The 18,284-nt window shown below is 36.2% G+C and carries 17 protein-coding genes; 8 read left to right on the top strand and 9 right to left on the bottom strand.

What is annotated here, in order from left to right:
• Window positions 1-83 precede the first annotated feature (83 nt).
• Window positions 84-2,219 (bottom strand): zinc piracy TonB-dependent receptor ZnuD, encoded by a 2,136-nt coding sequence (znuD, locus tag FTU92_RS00430; RefSeq protein WP_180095274.1) that lies wholly within the window; start codon window positions 2,217-2,219, stop codon window positions 84-86.
• Window positions 2,220-2,367: 148 nt separating this feature from the next.
• On the opposite strand from znuD, the gene FTU92_RS00435 reads away from it, so the two are divergent.
• The 6 genes from FTU92_RS00435 (at window position 2,368) to FTU92_RS00460 (ending at window position 8,398) form a co-directional block, all read left to right on the top strand.
• On the top strand, window positions 2,368-3,132 hold the full coding sequence (locus FTU92_RS00435; protein ID WP_180095277.1) for a DUF4184 family protein: 765 nt from the start codon (window positions 2,368-2,370) through the stop codon (window positions 3,130-3,132).
• A gap of 195 nt (window positions 3,133-3,327) precedes the next feature.
• Window positions 3,328-5,112 carry an aspartate--tRNA ligase gene (aspS, locus tag FTU92_RS00440; RefSeq protein ID WP_180095280.1) on the top strand — a complete coding sequence of 595 codons (1,785 nt, stop codon included), beginning with the start codon at window positions 3,328-3,330 and terminating at the stop codon, window positions 5,110-5,112.
• A gap of 297 nt (window positions 5,113-5,409) precedes the next feature.
• Window positions 5,410-6,279, top strand: coding sequence for a lysophospholipid acyltransferase family protein (locus FTU92_RS00445; protein ID WP_179988699.1), 870 nt, complete (start codon window positions 5,410-5,412; stop codon window positions 6,277-6,279).
• Window positions 6,280-6,402: 123 nt separating this feature from the next.
• On the top strand, window positions 6,403-6,618 hold the full coding sequence (locus FTU92_RS00450) for a hypothetical protein (RefSeq protein WP_180095283.1): 216 nt from the start codon (window positions 6,403-6,405) through the stop codon (window positions 6,616-6,618).
• Window positions 6,619-6,689: 71 nt separating this feature from the next.
• Window positions 6,690-7,595 (top strand): glycosyltransferase family 2 protein, encoded by a 906-nt coding sequence (locus FTU92_RS00455; RefSeq protein ID WP_180095286.1) that lies wholly within the window; start codon window positions 6,690-6,692, stop codon window positions 7,593-7,595.
• A 29-nt stretch (window positions 7,596-7,624) separates the two neighbouring features.
• Complete coding sequence (locus tag FTU92_RS00460) at window positions 7,625-8,398, top strand: glycosyltransferase family 32 protein (protein ID WP_180095289.1); 774 nt, start codon at window positions 7,625-7,627, stop codon at window positions 8,396-8,398.
• Window position 8,399: 1 nt separating this feature from the next.
• Here the strand turns inward: FTU92_RS00460 and wecB are convergent, their stop codons facing one another.
• Complete coding sequence (gene wecB, locus FTU92_RS00465) at window positions 8,400-9,521, bottom strand: non-hydrolyzing UDP-N-acetylglucosamine 2-epimerase (RefSeq protein ID WP_180095292.1); 1,122 nt, start codon at window positions 9,519-9,521, stop codon at window positions 8,400-8,402.
• A 14-nt stretch (window positions 9,522-9,535) separates the two neighbouring features.
• Window positions 9,536-10,297, bottom strand: coding sequence for a glycosyltransferase family 25 protein (locus tag FTU92_RS00470; RefSeq protein WP_180095295.1), 762 nt, complete (start codon window positions 10,295-10,297; stop codon window positions 9,536-9,538).
• Between the two features lie 78 nt (window positions 10,298-10,375).
• Between FTU92_RS00470 and FTU92_RS00475 the strand changes: the two genes are divergently transcribed.
• A complete protein-coding gene (locus FTU92_RS00475) occupies window positions 10,376-11,260 on the top strand; it encodes a hypothetical protein (protein WP_180009016.1) in 885 nt (294 codons plus the stop codon).
• A 15-nt stretch (window positions 11,261-11,275) separates the two neighbouring features.
• On the opposite strand, the gene FTU92_RS00480 is transcribed toward FTU92_RS00475, so the two are convergent.
• From FTU92_RS00480 to FTU92_RS00500, 5 genes are all read right to left on the bottom strand, one after another.
• Complete coding sequence (locus tag FTU92_RS00480; protein ID WP_180009014.1) at window positions 11,276-12,307, bottom strand: glycosyltransferase; 1,032 nt, start codon at window positions 12,305-12,307, stop codon at window positions 11,276-11,278.
• Window positions 12,304-13,074, bottom strand: coding sequence for a glycosyltransferase family 2 protein (locus FTU92_RS00485; RefSeq protein ID WP_178318719.1), 771 nt, complete (start codon window positions 13,072-13,074; stop codon window positions 12,304-12,306). The genes FTU92_RS00480 and FTU92_RS00485 overlap by 4 nt, the downstream gene beginning before the upstream one ends.
• Entirely contained in the window at window positions 13,071-13,823 is a 753-nt protein-coding gene (locus tag FTU92_RS00490) for a polysaccharide deacetylase family protein (protein ID WP_180009012.1), read from the bottom strand. The genes FTU92_RS00485 and FTU92_RS00490 overlap by 4 nt, the downstream gene beginning before the upstream one ends.
• On the bottom strand, window positions 13,823-14,851 hold the full coding sequence (locus FTU92_RS00495; protein WP_180043948.1) for a glycosyltransferase: 1,029 nt from the start codon (window positions 14,849-14,851) through the stop codon (window positions 13,823-13,825). Before FTU92_RS00495 ends, FTU92_RS00490 begins: the two co-directional genes overlap by 1 nt.
• A gap of 116 nt (window positions 14,852-14,967) precedes the next feature.
• A complete protein-coding gene (locus tag FTU92_RS00500; protein ID WP_180009008.1) occupies window positions 14,968-15,858 on the bottom strand; it encodes a mitochondrial fission ELM1 family protein in 891 nt (296 codons plus the stop codon).
• A gap of 177 nt (window positions 15,859-16,035) precedes the next feature.
• Here FTU92_RS00500 and FTU92_RS00505 point away from each other — a divergent pair, with 177 nt between their 5' ends.
• Window positions 16,036-17,205: a nucleotide sugar dehydrogenase gene (locus FTU92_RS00505; protein ID WP_180009006.1), complete on the top strand. Its 1,170-nt coding sequence runs from the start codon at window positions 16,036-16,038 to the stop codon at window positions 17,203-17,205.
• Between the two features lie 57 nt (window positions 17,206-17,262).
• Here the strand turns inward: FTU92_RS00505 and ilvC are convergent, their stop codons facing one another.
• Window positions 17,263-18,279, bottom strand: coding sequence for a ketol-acid reductoisomerase (gene ilvC / locus FTU92_RS00510; protein WP_004974988.1), 1,017 nt, complete (start codon window positions 18,277-18,279; stop codon window positions 17,263-17,265).
• Between the last annotated feature and the right edge of the window lie 5 nt (window positions 18,280-18,284).

Raw genomic sequence — 18,284 nt, forward strand, 5'->3', positions numbered from 1 at the left:
GCTCAGACTAGGTTTAATTGTTTGGATTTTCAAGAGGATTTCTGTGTTTTCACGCAGACATCCTGCTCAAGGCAAATTGAATTTTAGAAGCCAAATTCCACGCCGACTGTAAAGTTACGACCCACTTGTGGAATATTCGACAAGAACGATGTATGTGAATACACTTCATCATCGAGCAAGTTGTTGGCTTTAAAATACACACGGTAATCTTGTTTGTTGGCATAGTTGCCCGCATAAGCCACACCAACATTGACCATATTATAGCCTGCTGTTTCTTGCTCTAAATAAGCAACCTTGTCTTGTTTGAAGACACGATAATATTCCGCCATACCCGACCAACCATCGGCAAAGTTGGCATCCACTTTAGTCCCCAAACGCCCTGCAGGTACACGTGGTGCATTTTGATTGTCAATCTCACCACGGACATAATCACCAAATACACTGAGTTTATAATCTGGGCTGATCTGATAACCTAGCTTGGCTTCTGTGCCATAAAACTTGGCTTTGTCTTGTTGATAATCAATTAAACGGAAAGTTTCTTTATGGTCGGTGGTTGCACCATAAATATAGTTATCAAACCAGTTATGATAGACATGCAATGAATAATCCAGTTTGTCAGCTTCATAGTGCAAACCAAGTTCTAAATTATTCGACTTTTCCACATCTAAATTTGCATTTCCACGCTCATAGGTGTTGGTTGCAAAGTGGATGCCATTTGCATAAAGCTCTTGTGCCAACGGTAAGCGCTGCTGATGTGAGCCTGTAAAGGATAGTTTATAGTTCGGTGCAAACTGCCAGGTGGCTGCTGCAGAAGCAGATATACCTGTATCTGAATAATCTCTTAGCTCTGCATCGACATCAATTTTTTGATGTTCAACCCGTGCACCAAGTTCAACATGCACATCGCCAAATTGTTTATGTTCTAAACCGAACAAACTATATTTTTGAGTTTTGGTATCAGGCATAGGTACGGTTTCGTGAGAATGATCGCCGTGTTGTTCTACTTGTCCAGTTAAATCAATTTTTTGCTGACTATACTGTGTACCAAACACCCCTTCCCAACCCGCAATAGGTTGATGAACCAACTCTAATCGAGCATCGTAGCCTTTACTTCTAAAGTTACTGATGACTTTACTTTCTTCTAATTCATCATGCTCATAATCGGTAAAGCTGGCATGCGCACGAAGTTTCTCAAAGCCTGCAAAGGGCTGATCAAGTTCAGTACGCAAATCATAACGGTGTGATTCCAAATCAATCCACGGGCCACCATGTGTATGTTCGTGTTCGTCATGTGGATCTGGTTGTGGTGCAGGGTCATGACTTCCGCAATGCAATTTATTTCCATGTGGATGGCAATCATGATACTCATGACTATGCCCTGGCAAACCATATTTGTCCTGACGGTTACTGTACGACAACCCCACAAAACCACGGTCATGAATCCATGATCCACCAATATTCACCGTTTGGCCTTCGGCAAAGGTATTGTCTACACGGCGTGCTTTATCTAAATGTGTGCCCTCATCATCATGATCATGATCTTCATGCCCTGCTTCATCATCATGGTGTTCTACCCAATAATTTGGCGTGATGTAATCATTGGCTTTACGTTTTGAACCTTCAATACGCAGCGCAAATTGATCACTGAGTGCTGCAGTTACCCCCGCACTCACTAGCTTTTCATCGCTAGCTGTGTTGTAACGTAAACCTACCTGTCCTTCTAAACCATTATTTGGCATTTGAGTTGGAATTTTTTGATCGGTCACATTGACTAAGCCACCAACCGTTCCTGCACCATAAAGTAATGTTGATGGGCCACGAATAATTTCAACTTGCTTGGCTAAAATTGGGTCGACAGTGATGGCATGGTCAGGTGAAAGGGTAGATACATCGGCAGTTTCTGAAGCATGTTGCAGCACTTTAACCCGTGGGCCATCTTGTCCACGAATCACAGGGCGGCTAGAACCTGAGCCATATTGATTGGAATATACACCTAGCTCATCTGCCATCGCATCACCAATGGTGGTACTGCGCTCTGCCAACGTTTTTTGATCAATCACATGATCTGCCACTGCAAAGTCTGCAGCAGTTTGCACCAAAGGATGTGCTTGTAACTGAATGGTTGCCAGTTGTGTGCTACTGCTTTCAGTATTGGCGAATGCTGCAGGTGTCAGCACTGAAAAAATGGAAAGTGTTATTAAATTTTTATGGAACGACATGACCCATGCTCAAATTAGCAAAAATAATTGATGTTATAATATAACATTTCATTAACATTGCAATAAAAAACATTGTTATTCTGTATTCTCAATTAAGCTATTCATCACAATTTATTCTGATTTTTTATATTCTTTACTTTGAATTGGTATGCCCTTTACGCTCTCACATGCAGTACTTGCCCCACCACTCGCCAAGCTTTCAGGACAACGTCTGCCCATCGCTGCACTCGCTATAGGTACGATGTTGCCAGATTTACATCGCCTGTTTACTTTGCGTCATGATCCCACTCCTCATTTATGGTCAGCATTGCTGTATCCGAATTTATTATTGGGTCTTGTGTTTTGTGCGCTGTGGTATTTGCTCTATCGCCCTGCATTGTATCGCTTTGTGGGCGTGCATCACCCTTTAAATCTAAACACAATAAAATCTGCACTTGGGTTTGTAGGTGGCATGATTCTCGCCTTATTGATTGGCAATGCCACCCATTTAATTTGGGATGGTTTAACCCATCACGACTTTCGTAGTTTTGCCTTTCAGGATTTTTTAGCACAATCGGTACAATTAGGAACAGGTGTTTATCCGATGCATCGCGTACTACAAATTGGCAGTTCTATTTTGGCGTTGCCTTTTTTGTTATGGATGAGCCTGCATTATTATCGCAAGCATCGGCAGGTCAGTTCTGTAAGCACTAAAATTCGCGTTTATGCCATTGCTCTAATTATCTTGTCGATTGTATTTGGTGGTTTTTCCCTTTGGGATTATGCGCGTTATATCCCCGATGCGACTTGGCAAGCCGAACTGTATTACTTTATGGGACGTGCCATCAATGAGTTTAGCCAAGGTACGTTACTTATGTTGAGTTTGGGCTGCCTGCTATTTCTGATTTTAGATTTTCAAAGGCGGATGGAATAAAAACTCTATCGCTCTACTTTCGCTTTCATCTGCCGACATTCTTCAGTTTCAAGCAGATTCCCGCTAAAAACCCACTGTTTTTGCAGCAGGTTCTTGTAGCCACATGTCCAAAGAGGCATAATCCTACCTTTGCTAAAGGCGGTGCGCTGTTTACGTATTCGCTTCCTTAACCCATATAGTTGGATTTTTAACGCTATGATGCGAACTCATTATTGCGGTTCTTTAACCGAAGCTCAAATTGATCAAACCGTGACCCTGTGTGGTTGGGTACACCGTCGTCGTGACCACGGTGGTGTAATTTTCCTAGACATGCGTGACCGCGATGGTCTTGTGCAAGTCGTAATTGACCCAGACACTCCAGAAGCATTTGCAACTGCAGACAAAGCACGTTCAGAATTTGTATTAAAAATCACAGGTCGTGTACGTCGTCGCTATGCAGGCACAGAAAATGCCAATATGGTCAGTGGACAAATTGAAGTTTTAGGCAAGGAAATTGAAGTTCTTGCAGCATCTGAAACGCCTCCGTTCCCATTGAACGATGAAAATACCAACATTTCAGAAGAAATTCGTTTGAAATACCGTTTCTTGGACATCCGTCGTCCAGAAATGTTAGATCGCTTACGTTTCCGTTCTAAAGTCACCAACCTAATTCGTAACTATTTAGACGATCATGGTTTCTTGGATGTTGAAACACCAATTTTGACACGTGCAACGCCTGAAGGCGCGCGTGACTATTTAGTACCAAGCCGAGTATCTAACGGTAGCTTCTATGCCCTGCCACAATCTCCACAATTATTTAAACAATTGTTGATGGTGGGCGGTATTGACCGTTACTACCAAATCGCTAAATGTTTCCGTGACGAAGATTTACGCGCAGACCGTCAGCCTGAATTTACTCAAATCGACATTGAAACATCGTTCATGAGTGACGATGACATTATGGATTTGATGGAAGGCATGACCGTGAAGATGTTCGATGAACTTCTAGGCGTGAAATTCGACAAATTCCAACGTATGCCGTATTCAGAAGCAATGCGTGATTATGCGTCTGATAAGCCAGACTTGCGTATTCCACTGAAATTGGTAGACGTAGCAGACTTAATGCAAGACGTTGAGTTCAAAGTGTTTTCTGGCCCAGCGAAAGATCCGAAAGGTCGTATTGTTGCGCTTCGTGTTCCTGGCGCGGGTTCATTACCACGTAGTGCGATTGATGAATACACTAAATATGTTGGCATCTACGGTGCGAAAGGTTTGGCGTATATTAAAGTCAATGAACTTGAAAAAGGCATTGAAGGTTTACAATCTCCAATTGTGAAATTTATTGAGCCAATCGTGCTTGATTTATTAAAACGTGTAGGCGCTGAAAATGGCGACATCGTATTCTTTGGTGCAGATAAAGCCAAAGTGGTAAACGATGCAATGGGCGCACTCCGTGTCAAAATCGGTCACGATTTGAACCTTGCAACCTGCGAATGGGCACCGCTTTGGGTGGTTGATTTCCCAATGTTTGAAGAAACTGATGATGGTAAATGGACCTCTGTGCATCACCCATTCACTTTACCAAAATCAAGCGTTGAAGATGTGAAAAGCAACCCTGGTGAAGCTTTATCTGTCGCGTATGACATGGTATTGAACGGTACTGAAATTGGTGGTGGTTCACTGCGTATTTATACTTTAGAAATGCAAAAAGCGATTTTTGAAGCTTTAGGTATTGAAGAAGAAGAAGCCGAAGAGAAATTCAGCTTCTTACTGAATGCATTGAAATACGGTGCGCCTCCGCACGGTGGTTTGGCATTTGGTTTAGACCGTTTGGTGATGTTGATGACAGGTGCATCGTCTATTCGTGATGTGATTGCCTTCCCGAAAACCAAGACAGCTGAATGTCCATTGACTCAAGCACCTGCACCAGTTGAGGCGACTCAATTGCGTGATTTAGGTATTCGTTTACGTGAAAAACCAAAAGCAGAATCTCAAGAATAAGTTTTGAGAATGTGAGAAGAACCCTGCAAATTTGCAGGGTTTTTTATTAACTTCAATTTGGATAAATTCCAAGTTGAACAATAAAAATAATAATTACTTTACTTGGCTAATAGCAAAACGATTACACTGCACTATGCTAAACTGGCTAATTATAAATAACATTGAATAATTCAATTTCATACCTCATTTTATTTTGTTTTAAGGCTTCTGATCATTTTTCTTGTGAAACAAGCACGTTCGCGTTCACTGCAAAATTTATGCTTCATTTGTACCTTATATTTTGAGATCGGCTGTCTGATGTACTTAATTTTAAAAATAATATCTGTCTTTCCGTTACGCCTGCTGCAAGCAATTGCAATGATGGCTGCTGGTCTTATTTATTATTTTAATTTATCTATCAAACGCATCACTGCAATTAATATTAAACTGGCTTATCCAAAGCTTTCATCTGCCGAACAAGAACAGCTCATAAAAAAGAGTGTACAAAGTCAATGTCTCAGTTATCTAGAGTTTATTAAATGCTGGGGAATGCCACCAAATTACAGTTTGAATCTGCTAAAAAATGTTTATGGTGAAACGGTTTTAACTGACGCTCTTGCAAATAAAAAAGGAGTTATCGTGGTAGTTCCTCATTTTGGTTGCTGGGAGTTACTCAATGCATGGCTCAGTGTATATACAGCCCCCATGATTATGTATAAGCCCAATAAAAACAAAGGGATAAACAGATATTTACTAGAAGCTAGAGAAAAATTTAATGCCACTTTAGTACCCACCAATGAAACTGGTATTCGTTCTATTTTTAAACATTTGAAACACGGCGGTTTAACAGTCATTTTACCAGATCATTTACCCAAGCCATCTGGTGGTATATATTCTGCTTTTTTTGGGAAAAAGACTTTATCCATCACACTAGTTTCCAAGCTTGCAGCAAAAACACAGTGCAATATTATTGGTTTAAGCTGTATTCGAAGTCCAAATTTAAGATATTTCAATATTCACTGTCAAAAATTGCCAGATGCTATTCTGTCTCAAGATTTACAACACTCTGTAGACTGTCTAAACCTTTCAATGCAAAATATGATTGAACAAGCACCTGAGCAATATATTTGGTCATACAAGCGCTTTAGAAATTGCTTGGGCAATGTCAATATGTACCGTAAAGAGTAGATTTTTTTAAATACGTTTGCTCTTTTTGCACGTATAAAACCAAGATTTAGGTTATTCAATTGAGATCAATTTTCAACAATGGCATAATAGCGCTTCGTTTTGAGTTTTAAGTTGAGCGTTACTATGGCTATGCGTCCTGCAGTTCGTAATCGTGGCATTATGCTAATTGTATTTGCTGTCGCTCAATGGTTGTTCATGCGTTATATTCTGGCCAATAACCTATTTGCCTTAGACACCAATGACCGTATTTTATACTTTAGCTTAAGTTCTATTGGCGGTGCATTTGTGATTTTTGTGGGGCTGATTTATATGGTGTTGGCGGGGAATGCGGATAAATAAAACTATTAATTTGTAAGCGTCTTGAGTATATTTAATTGAAAATCTCAAAAAAACCTCTGATCTCAATAATTATGCCCACATATAATTGCGAGAATTATATAGAAAAATCTATTCTTTCCGTTATTAACCAAACATACAAAAAATGGGAGTTAATCATTATTAATGATGGCTCAACAGATAACACATTAAAAATTTGTCAAAAATATTCAAAAAAAAACCCTAAAATAAAAGTTTATACACAAACTAATAGTGGGGTTTCATATTCAAGAAATAGAGGAATAAATATATGTAACGGGGACTATATATCTTTTTTAGATTCCGATGATACCTATCATCAAGATTTTTTACGCAAATTACTAAATTCAGTACAAACAAAAAATATTCTGTATGATGCTAGTTATTGTGGTTTTAATCGATACATTAATAATCATTTCTCTAATACAAGTCAAATTTTTCAAAAAAATGGAAATATAATTTATGATTACTTGAACTTCTTAAAGAAACAAAAACATATTTTATCAATTTGTTCAGTATTAATAAGCTCTTCATTTTTAAAACATAATAATATTAAGTTTAACAATGGAAAAACTAATGGTGAAGACACAGCTTTTTTAATAAAACTACTCGCTCTTGCCAATGTAAATGCTTGTCCAGAAAATTTATTTGAGTATCGTTTAGGTCGAGTTGACTCTGCAACAAATAACCCTTCTGAAAAGGCAGCCATTTCAATTCTTGAAAGCTATACAGAGGCTCGTGACTTTCTATCAAAAATTAAAGAAAATACGAATATTTTAACTTCAATTGATGACTTAACAAATAAAGAATTTCAATATTGGTTATACTACTCTATAAAAAAAAGAAATGTAAAATTATTCAATGAACTAAAAAAATACAATAAAAAATCTATAATCCTTCCATGGTTTTTTTATAAAATAATACGCCCATACATAAAGCTATATTTAAAATTTAAGTTATAATATTTTAAATTCTATAAAAGGTTTTAAATATGATTCCACGTATAATACATTACTGTTGGTTTGGTCCTAACAAAATACCTGATCAATTACTTCAATATATGCAGTCATGGAAGGTATTCTGTCCTGATTACGAAATCAAAATTTGGAATGAAAGTTCATTTGATGTAAATAGCCATCCTTTTACAAAGACAGCGTATGAAAAAAAGAAGTATGCTTATGTATCTGATTACGTAAGAGCTTATGCTCTTAAAAATTATGGTGGAATATATCTCGATACCGATGTTGAATTAAAAGAAAGTCTAGATGTATTTTTACATCATCAAGCATTCTCTGGATTTGAAAATAAAGGAGCACCTTTTACTGCTGTTTGGGGAGCAATAGCAAATCACAGCTTAACTGATACTGTATTAAGCTATTATGATAATCGAATATATACTGAAAAAGAAAATACAAACACCTATTCAATATCTGAGATTTTAAAAAATCAGTTTCTTATCGACCCATTAAAAAATATATTACAAATAGGGAGTGATACAAAAAATACTATTCATATATATCCATCAACACATTTTTGTTTAGACTTACCTAAAAATTTTGCAACACATCATTTTTATGGCTCATGGTTACCCAATAAAGTAAGAAGCTACAAAGAAAATACAGCAGAAAATTACTTTAATGAGCAAATTGAGTCATCAAATAACATTATTCACAATAAAGATTTTCTCAAAATTATAGCAAAAAAAGCTACACTTAGAGACATTCTAAATCTGATACGTTATTTTATAAAATATAAGTTTCAATAACTTATATTTTATATTTTTCGACTAAAATATTTTTTATTTTTAGACTAGCATTTCCATCACCATATGGATTATTAGCATTTGCCATTTTCCTATATAATTGCTTATTATCCAATAAACTCTGAACAGCAAGTTTAATAGAGCTTTCATCAGTTCCTACCAACTTGACAGTACCAGCATTTACAGCCTCTTGTCTTTCTGTTGTATTCCGCATAACTAGAACAGGTATACCAAGACTAGGGGCTTCCTCTTGAATTCCTCCCGAATCAGTCAAAATAATATAGCTATTTTTCATTAAATTAACGAACTCCAAGTAAGCTTGTGGAGGTAAAAGAATAATATTATTTATATTTTTCAAGATTTCAAAAACAATATTTTTAACATTAGGATTCAAGTGTACAGGATAAATAAATTCTATTTCAGGATTATTTAATGCTAAACTTTTTATAGCAGAACATATATTTATAAAACCTTGACCAAAATTTTCACGACGATGCCCTGTTATCAAAACTTTTTTAATGCTTGCATCCAAATTAAGTTTATTGCCATCAAAGCCTATTGGTTCAGGTAATTTTCTTATAGAAACATCAAGCAATATATCTATTACTGTATTTCCAGTTATAAAAACTTTCTCAGAACTAATTTTCTCTTTTATTAAATAGCTTGCAGCCAATTCAGTAGGAGCAAAATGTAAATTAGAAATTTTAGATATTAATTGTCTATTTCCCTCCTCAGGCCAAGGTGACTTTAAATTAAAAGTTCTTAAACCTGCTTCCACATGCCCAATATCAATCTGATTATAAAATGCAGATTGAGCAACAACAAAGGCTGATAAAGTATCACCATGTACCAATACAATATTAGGATGAAATTTTTTGTAAATATCATCCATTTTTTTTAAAATATTTGATGCAAGTAGACTAAGGCTTTGATTCTCTCTCATTAAGTCCAAATCAAAGTCAGGAATAATATTAAAAATTTCCAACACTTGATCTAACATTTCACGATGTTGTGCCGTCACCAATACCTTTACTTCAAATCTACTATCTTTTTTCAGACATTGAATTAAAGGAATCATTTTTATCGCTTCAGGACGAGTACCGAAGGAAACTAAGACTTTAATCATGAAAAAAATAACCTTTAAATTGTAAACTTTTTGAATTTAATTTTAGCAATACTCTTACGCAAATTCGTACCATATTTACTTTTGAGAAGGTCAGCAGTAGTATTTCTTTCACTTTCAATAATACTTAAACCCTGATCCCTCTCTCCTTTATCGATAACAGGATGATCAACAAGATAAGTCATTAAAATGTTAGAAGAAGTGTCAAAATCATATAGATAACTCCAATCATCTGCACGTCTAACTGGCTTATGATATTCCAATAAAGTTTTCGCCATTTTTCGATCTACGATATAAGATACTGTATAATTTACTCGATGATAAAAATCAGGAACCACCTTTAAAACTTTTTTATTTAATAGACTAAATTCGCAAAATTTCCCTCTAACTTTACGGCATTCTTTCATTTGAATACCACCAATACTTAATAGCAAATTTTTAGGCAAATCTATCTTGCTTAATCCGTCACTCAGCATTTGATATGAAAGATCATTTTTCAAAATAGCATCATCTTCTAAAATTAATGCAAACTCATCACTAGTTTCCAAGAACCTCTTTAATGCTGCCAAATGTGATAAGGTACAGCCTAACTCACCTGGTGTTAATGGCTTATCACGCCCTTTAACAGCTAATTCAAAATATTCTTTTGCGGAAAGTTCTCCCCCCTTCACCCCAACTTTTGTATATTCTAAATTTCCATTCTGAAAAAAAGACTGACATAAAAATGTATTTAGTCTTAGAGAGTTTTCTTCTTCGATACTAATAACAAAAACTTTCATACATATAAGCCAATACTGTATTGCTGAACATAATATCTAATGTAGAATTAGATAGATAGTCTTATATATCCAATTTTTATGATGCGTACAATTTTAAAGAAATGGTATAAATTTCAACAAAACCAACAAGCAAAAAAATTTAATTCGCACTGGTATATGCGTTTTGGTTGGTTAGACGAATCCTTTAACAATCAAAAACAGCTAAAAGATCTTTTTGAAATTCATTCACCTCAAAAATTCACTTTTGCTGATTGTTTTTATGCACAAGAGAATAATCAACACTTTATATTTTTTGAAGAAGTAGATGATGTTCATCCCGTGGGCTTTTTATCAGTCTTAGAGGTTTTTAAAGATGGAAGCTACTCAAAGCCACAAACTATTTTAAAATTGGACTATCACCTATCTTATCCTTGTGTATTTAAGGTAGAAAATAACTGGTACATGATTCCTGAAACCAGTGCTAATAAAACTATTGAACTATGGAAATGTACTGATTTCCCTCTCAAATGGGAAAAACATTCAAACTTATTTGAAAATATTGATGCTGTAGATACCACTCCTCTTCATCATGACGGGATGTGGTATTTATTGACGTCCACACGTAGAAACTGCAAAAAATTTGGTGACCGTTTAGATATTTTCTTTACTGAAGATATTTTAAATCCTAACTGGCAAGAACACCCACAAAATCCAGTCTGCAAAGGTCATCAGCAATTCAGAATGGCTGGTAAGCCTTTTATTTATAAAGAAAAACTTATACGACCTAGTCAAGACTCATTAAAGCGTTATGGTGGAAATATTGAATTCAAAGAAATTCTTGAACTTAGCCCAACCTCATATAAAGAGCAACTTTTAGAAGTTGTTTTACCCACATGGAACAATAATGATGATGGTTGCCATACAATAAATGTTGAACATAATTTTGTAGTTTTAGATGCAATACGCTTATCAGTTAAAAAGTAAATAAGCCCAAAACAACTATTTTAGCAAATGCTCATAAATATTGAGCGTTTGCTGTGCCATAGCTGTAACAGTTAATTCTTGCTTTGCTTTCATAAATAAAGGGGAGAAATCTTCTTGTGCTTGTACAGTTAAAGCATTTTCTATTGCTTGTTGCAACTCTTTCGCTTGTCCAATATTTGCAAGATATGGCTCTGGCAACCATTCAATAACACCATTTACACGAGTAGATGCCATCGTTTTATTTGCTTGTAAAGCTTCAACCATCACTAATGGAAATCCTTCACGATCCGAGGACAATACAACAACATCAGCGATTTGGATTAAATCACGAGCATCTGTCCTAAAACCTAAAAAAGCAACACGATCTTGCATTTTTTGTGCTGCTGTTTGTTGTTCTAAATCTGATCGCAATGACCCATCACCAACAATAAAAAGATGTGCATCTATATTAGACATTGCGTGAAGTAGTAAACTTATATTTTTTACAGGCTCTAAACGTCCGATACACATTACTATTTTTTTAGAAGAATTTAATAAAGAATGTTGAATGTAGATTTCCGACTTTAGTTGTTGTTTTTGCTCGTCAGATAAATTTGGTTGTGTATATACCCCATTATAAACCACATACGCTTTTTCACTAGGAATTCCCTGCGTTAAAGCCTGACTAACTGCAATAACGGCATCTGCAAAAGTATAAATTGATTTGTTCTTTTTCGTACCATGGACTGTTGTTACAAATTTAACAGGTTTTAGCCATGTTCTTATTTTAGAGATCAATTCAGCAGCTTTTCCTGCTTGTGCATGTACAATATCTGGCTGAATTTTATTAATAATAGATTTTAGCTGGCAAAGTAAAAATATATTCCAACGACTACGAGAAAAATCTACAGCATGAAAACATACATGCGCATTAAATTTATCCGCGTAGCAAGGGTGTGCAATAATATGTACTTCATGTTGCTGAGATAATTCATTAACCAAGTTAAAAGTGTGTTGTTCTAAACCACCAACACCACCACTTGTTGCCAAAACTTGAACAATCTTCATAGATTATCCTGTTTATTTTTCATTTTTTGATGTTGCTCAAATAATTTAGCTTCCTTTAAAAATGCATAAAAAGCATTTACCATGCTGTTTACAAAGCCTCTCCACCCATTTAAGCAGCTACGTCTAATAAAATAAGACTTTATAAAAGTAAGAGGCATAACTAAAACCAACTTTAATAAACTCGGCACTTTACCTTTTTGGTATTTTTCTTGTGCTTTTAATTCAGAATATTGATTATTCTTTTCAACTTTAACAAAAATACTTGATTCACCATAATGGTAAATATCACCTTCTGCACGAACACTCTGACCATCTACAATCACATTTTCATGCACTTTATTTTCCAAGTCATATCGCCCTTTAGATTTACGAAAAAAACGTACCTTGGCATGCTTTTTTGTATATTTACTATTGGGAACACCTAAAAACACATCGTTAATTGGTGTAATTAAAGCATCCAATTGATTACTTTGTATCGTTTGCTCAATTTCAGCTTTTAATTCAGAAGATAAAACTTCATCACCATCTAAATTTAAAACCCAATCATTTTTACATTGCGCTAAAGCTAAGCTTTTTTGACCCGCATACCCCTGCCAATCTTGATGAGAAATTCGCGTATTGGGAAATGATTCTGCAATAGCATAAGTAAGATCTGTACTGCCTGAGTCTAAAATAATGACCTCTGAAAAGTCTTTTACACTTTCCAGTGTACTCTCAAGCCATTCAGCACAATTTAAGGTTACGATATAAACACTACACGGAATCATAATTTATAACGTCCTTTGGCTAAAGCAATACGCATTTGCAAAGCATTCATTGCGCCATGTGTACTGACACGTGGAATATTAAATTGGTTAGTTTCTGTATAAGCTTCTACTTTTTTACGTGTAGATACAGCATTTTTAAAACCAATTTTTTTTGCCATTTGTTGATGTTTGTCATTAAAACGCCCAAATGGATAAGCAAAGCTTGGACATTTCCCTACTAAAACTTCTACATCTTTTTTTGATGCCTGCATTTCTGCAAATGCTTCCTCATCAGATAATTTCAACAAATTTACATGATGCTGAGTATGTGCACCAAACTCAATTAAGCCCGAAGCTGACATTTCTTGAATTTGTGCTGTATCTAACTTCTCAATACCTTCAATTTGTGTTGCTAAATAAATTGTTGCTTTCGCATTATATTTTTTGAGTAAAGGAAATGCATATTGGTAGTTATCCTGAAAGCCATCATCAAATGACAGGGCAAAAACATTACTCTGCCCCTCATACTGGTCAAGTTCGGAAACGAAACAAAAAACAGCCTGTTTTTTTACCAAATACTGCAACAACTGTTCAAATTTAGCCGGTGGCATATTCATACCTGAAGCTTCTGCATGGGGAGTTACTTGATGCAACATCACAATACGTGGCAATTTCGCACTGCGTAATGGTAACCAAAAGGTATAATTACCTAATAAGTAAAGTATTGCAGCAAAAACAATTAAACCAAGTACCACATAAATAAACCACATTAGATATACACCTCATGTGCCCACTCATATGCTTCAGATAAAGGCTGATCAAAAGTAACTTCAAGCATAAATTGAGTAATACGTTTAGCATTAAAACTATGACGCGTTTTGCTCCAACCCAATTCTGCAATTTTTCTTGCCTCATCAGGATGATCTGCATAGTACTTAATTTTTTCAGCTAAATCATTTTGGTCGTTAAAATAGACAATTTCTTGTTCACTATACAGTTTTTCAAAATCAGGGATACGAGGGCTAAAAGTCAATAGGCCATTACCCGTTAACTGCACAATACGATCTGAACTGTATAAAGTTACATCGTTTTTACGTGAATAATTTAACCCCATACGCGCTTCTGAAAGCACTTTATAATAACCTTTTCCATACACGCCAGCTTGCTCAAAACAACCATAATATTGGTATTTCAATGAATGTGCTTGGAGAGTATTTGCCAAGTCTTTCAAAAATTTTTCACGTTCTGGCTCTTTATAAACAACACCACAGAATATAAATTCTTTATCAATATTTGTAGATTCAAATTGTTTTAGTATTTCAACATTTGAATGCCCGACGTTAGGAAAATAAGCTACTTTTAAATTTGGCTGTTTCAATTTTTGAAGATATTCTCCACCAGTCGTACAAAAAATAGCATCTAAATATGGAGAAAATTCACGAACAAAACCAAGTTTTTGCTCCAAATACAAAGGATCAACATACCAAAATGCAATTTTTGTCTTTGGGAATTGTTGCTTTATCTCTTTTAACACCGTTGGACTCATTAAATCGCTATGTCCAATCAAAACTAGATCTGGTTCTAAATTAGAAACTATTTTAAGAACTTCTTTATTTGCCCAATTTGCCCCTAATTTTTTTGTTTTAAAAATAGTTCCCATTCTAGCCATATCACGAAAACTAAAGTCATATACAAAATGACCATTTTCAATCAAACCCGCAGAAATCTTACGGTCAGTACAATAAAAATGAGAACCTTGTTTGTTAAACCCAAAATTTGCAATATGTAATATTTTCATAAATCACTCAAGAAACAAATGAATGTTCCATTTATAGATTGGTATATTTTAATCATTGTTAAAAAAGAATAATAGGATATAAACTAGTCCATCATAAAAATTTAAACAACTACATCTCATTTACCTAGCATCCTATTCGCCACACGCTCAGCTTCTTTAAAAGCAGTAGTAGAATATAATTCAGCAATTTGTCTAGCATTCGATACAAGTTTCTGATCAATCAAATGCTGTACCGAACGCGTGATACGATCCTCTTTCGCTCGATCTATCTGAATAAGCCCCACTTTACAGCCTGCGGTGAGTGCCTCGTATATCATAGATACACTATCTTCAGTCACCCATACAGCTTCCGCTTTTTGCATCTCTTCAAAAATCCAACCCTGCGGCGTTTCTTCAACTGGAAAAATTTGTAGTCGTGAAGCAAAACTTTGCTGAGCCAATGTCGCTAAAAAATCTGCAGGTGTACGCCTAGAACTCGTCAAAATAATCTCACACTGCATATTCTGCTGCACGATCTGCTCAATCGCAGACAACACCTTATCTGCATTCCATACATGCCGTTTAGATGAACCACCTAATGCAATCAAAATACGGTTTGCTATGTGTCGCTGCTCATTTTCAATTGGATTCAGCGCACCTTGTGTAACAATCACATTGCCCTGTTCAGTAAGACCATCATGTTCAGGAATAATCACATGATCAAACCAAGACAATGGAAAATTTGGCTTCATTAAAATTACAGTTTTCGCTTGCGGAAAAACCTTGCCCATCCAAAAAACACGGAATTGTGTATGACTGCCTACCCCAACAATATAATCTGGTGGCTGCGATACTGCTGCAAGTTTTTGTTTCTTATATGCGGCCAACAAACTCAACAATGGTAAATGATCAATCGAAATTTCTTCAAAAGTGAGCTCAATATGTGTTTGCTTTTGCATTGCCTTAAAAAGACCTAATGCCTGAGAGCGATGACCAGCCTTGCCATCACTCACATATACAATATGCATATTCACCCACCAGATCTAAAGCACGAATCATATTATTTTACTCGATCAAAGCAGTTAAAGTAAGCAAAGCGATCTATCCCCAATGATTCGACATATAACCTTCACCAAACCGTCATCGAGCTTGAACAAATTTTCACCACATTAAAAACATATAAATAATAAGAAATTTGATTGAATATGAAAATCGCAATTGCAGGTACAGGTTACGTCGGTTTATCTAATGCCATGATTTTTGCTCAACATCATCAGGTCGTGGCCTACGATCTTCAAGCAGAAAAAATTAAACTACTCAATCAACGCATCTCACCCATTCGCGACCAAGAAATTTCTGAATTTTTAACAAAATCAGAATTAAATTTTCAAGCCACTCATTGCAAAATCGATGCCTATCAACATGCCGATTTTGTGATTATTGCCACCCCTACCGATTATGACCCAGAAACCAATTACTTCAATACACAAAGTGTTGAAGCGGTCATTCAAGATGTATTGGCGATTAATCCTTTGGCAACCATGGTGATTAAATCCACTGTACCTGTAGGTTTTACCCAACACATCAAACAAAAATATCACACCGAAAATATTATTTTTTCACCTGAATTTTTGCGCGAAGGTAAAGCGCTACATGACAACCTTTATCCTTCGCGGATTATTGTGGGTGAAAAATCAGAACGTGCCAAACTTTTTGCGAATATGCTGTTAGAAGGCTCAATCATAAAAGACTGTCCAGTGCTGTTTACCGAAGCTACCGAAGCCGAAGCGATTAAGCTATTCGCCAATACTTTTCTGGCGATGCGTGTCGCTTATTTCAATGAGTTAGATACCTATGCTCAAATCTACAACCTAGACACACGTCAAATTATTGATGGTGTCTGTTTAGACTCACGTATTGGTCAGTTTTACAATAACCCATCCTTCGGTTATGGCGGATATTGCTTACCCAAAGACACCAAACAATTACTGGCAAACTATGCTCAAGTTCCAAGCAACTTGATTAAAGCCGTGGTAGATGCCAATCAAACCCGTCAAGAATTTATTGCAGAATCCATTCGCAAACAGCAACCCAAAGTGGTTGGGATTTATCGCCTGACCATGAAAAGTGGTTCAGATAATTTTCGTGCCTCTGCTATACAAGGCGTGATGCAATATCTGAAAGCCTATGGCATAAAAGTGATTATTTATGAACCCGAATTAGATCAGAAAAAGTTTTTAAATTCCAAAGTGATTCACGATTTAGCCGAGTTTAAACAACGTGCTGATTTAATTGTCTGTAACCGTAAATGTTCATTACTTCATGATGTGCAAAACAAGGTGTATACGCGCGACGTATTTGGGATGGATGATTAAATAAAAACCCACTCAAATTGAGTGGGTTTTCGCATTCAAATCGACTGATTCGAGAAATTAGTTTTTCTCTTTATCTACAATCTTGTTCGCTTGAATCCAAGGCATCATTGCACGTAATTTGTTACCCGTAACTTCGATACCATGCGCCGCATTTTGACGACGACGAGCTGTCATTGATGGGTAGTTCAACGCACCTTCTTGGATGAACATTTTCGCATATTCACCAGATTGAATACGTTTAAGTGCATTGCGCATTGCTTCACGAGACTGTTCGTTAATCACTTCAGTACCCGTTACATACTCGCCATATTCAGCGTTGTTAGATACTGAATAGTTCATGTCAGCGATACCGCCTTCGAACATCAAGTCAACGATCAATTTAAGCTCGTGTAAGCATTCGAAGTAAGCCATTTCTGGTGCATAACCAGCTTCAACAAGAGTTTCGAAGCCCATTTTAACCAATTCAACAGCACCACCACAAAGAACTGCTTGCTCACCAAATAAGTCAGTTTCAGTTTCTTCACGGAAAGAAGTTTCGATGATACCTGTACGACCACCACCTACACCTGAAGCGTAAGAAAGTGCAACGTTACGTGCATTACCAGAAGCATCTTGATGAATCGCGATAAGATCAGGAACACCTGAACCACGTTGGAATTCAGAACGTACAGTGTGACCAGGTGCTTTAGGTGCAACCATGATTACATCTAAGTCTGCACGTGGAACAACTTGGTTATAAAGTACAGAGAAGCCGTGAGCAAATGCTAAAGTTGCGCCTTGCTTGATATTTGGCTCGATTACGTCACGATAAAGTTGTGATTGGAACTCATCTGGAGTCAAAATCATAACTAAGTCAGCTTGAGCAACAGCAGCAGGAACTTCAGAAACTTTAAGACCCGAATTTTCAGCTTTTTTCCAAGAAGCAGAACCAGCACGTAAACCTACAGTTACGTCAACACCTGAATCTTTAAGGTTAAGCGCGTGCGCGTGACCTTGTGAACCGTAACCAATGATCGCTACTTTCTTAGATTGAATGATAGATAAGTCGCAGTCTTTATCGTAAAAAATTTGCATTGCTG

Source organism: Acinetobacter sp. YH12205, assembly GCF_013418125.1.
Classification (GTDB): Bacteria; Pseudomonadota; Gammaproteobacteria; order Pseudomonadales; family Moraxellaceae; genus Acinetobacter; species Acinetobacter towneri.

Coding starts and splice junctions, on each gene's coding strand:
- FTU92_RS00490 (WP_180009012.1), bottom strand. CDS start 13,823: ATGTGGTTTATTTATGTGGTACTTGGTTTAATTGTTTTTGCTGCAATA.
- FTU92_RS00480 (WP_180009014.1), bottom strand. CDS start 12,307: ATGAAGATTGTTCAAGTTTTGGCAACAAGTGGTGGTGTTGGTGGTTTA.
- wecB (WP_180095292.1), bottom strand. CDS start 9,521: ATGATTAAAGTCTTAGTTTCCTTCGGTACTCGTCCTGAAGCGATAAAA.
- FTU92_RS00455 (WP_180095286.1), top strand. CDS start 6,690: ATGCCCACATATAATTGCGAGAATTATATAGAAAAATCTATTCTTTCC.
- FTU92_RS00450 (WP_180095283.1), top strand. CDS start 6,403: ATGGCTATGCGTCCTGCAGTTCGTAATCGTGGCATTATGCTAATTGTA.
- FTU92_RS00475 (WP_180009016.1), top strand. CDS start 10,376: ATGATGCGTACAATTTTAAAGAAATGGTATAAATTTCAACAAAACCAA.
- znuD (WP_180095274.1), bottom strand. CDS start 2,219: ATGTCGTTCCATAAAAATTTAATAACACTTTCCATTTTTTCAGTGCTG.
- FTU92_RS00500 (WP_180009008.1), bottom strand. CDS start 15,858: ATGCATATTGTATATGTGAGTGATGGCAAGGCTGGTCATCGCTCTCAG.
- aspS (WP_180095280.1), top strand. CDS start 3,328: ATGATGCGAACTCATTATTGCGGTTCTTTAACCGAAGCTCAAATTGAT.
- FTU92_RS00495 (WP_180043948.1), bottom strand. CDS start 14,851: ATGAAAATATTACATATTGCAAATTTTGGGTTTAACAAACAAGGTTCT.
- FTU92_RS00485 (WP_178318719.1), bottom strand. CDS start 13,074: ATGATTCCGTGTAGTGTTTATATCGTAACCTTAAATTGTGCTGAATGG.
- FTU92_RS00470 (WP_180095295.1), bottom strand. CDS start 10,297: ATGAAAGTTTTTGTTATTAGTATCGAAGAAGAAAACTCTCTAAGACTA.
- ilvC (WP_004974988.1), bottom strand. CDS start 18,279: ATGCAAATTTTTTACGATAAAGACTGCGACTTATCTATCATTCAATCT.
- FTU92_RS00505 (WP_180009006.1), top strand. CDS start 16,036: ATGAAAATCGCAATTGCAGGTACAGGTTACGTCGGTTTATCTAATGCC.
- FTU92_RS00445 (WP_179988699.1), top strand. CDS start 5,410: ATGTACTTAATTTTAAAAATAATATCTGTCTTTCCGTTACGCCTGCTG.
- FTU92_RS00435 (WP_180095277.1), top strand. CDS start 2,368: ATGCCCTTTACGCTCTCACATGCAGTACTTGCCCCACCACTCGCCAAG.
- FTU92_RS00460 (WP_180095289.1), top strand. CDS start 7,625: ATGATTCCACGTATAATACATTACTGTTGGTTTGGTCCTAACAAAATA.